The organism is Staphylococcus sp. HMSC072H03, assembly GCF_001809305.1.
Lineage (GTDB): Bacteria > Bacillota > Bacilli > Staphylococcales > Staphylococcaceae > Staphylococcus > Staphylococcus hominis.
The window spans coordinates 1-401 of sequence record NZ_KV796908.1 but is presented as its reverse complement, the minus strand read 5'-3'; the positions used below and the strand labels follow the sequence as shown (position 1 = coordinate 401).

General features: G+C 32.9%; 1 protein-coding gene. It reads right to left on the bottom strand.

The genetic code is table 11. From position 1 onward, the window contains the following. A partial coding sequence (locus HMPREF2578_RS08800; protein ID WP_141743951.1) for a recombinase family protein occupies nucleotides 1-401 on the bottom strand: 401 nt, incomplete at both ends.

Below are 401 nucleotides of genomic sequence, written 5' to 3'. Positions count from 1 at the left end.
CCATTAAACACGTTTTCTACAATAACGTTTCTTTCAAATTCTGCGAAGCTCGCTAAGATTTGGAGCATCAACTTACCTGTGGAGCTCGCAATTTCTATTTTTTCAGTTAGACTAAAAAATTCAACATTAATCTCATACAATTCTTCGACAATATTTAATAAATCTGAGGTATTTCTAGCTAAACGAGTAGTATTATATACCATAATACCATCTAATTTACCTTCTTTAGCATCTTTTAACATACGTTGTAATTCAGGACGTTGTGTTGTTTTACCTGATATACCACGATCGGTATATTCATCAACGACTTCATAACCTTGAAATTGACAATACTCTGTAAGTTGATTTAATTGACCATGAATACTGTAACCATCCGTTTGCATTTCAGTTGATACACGTGC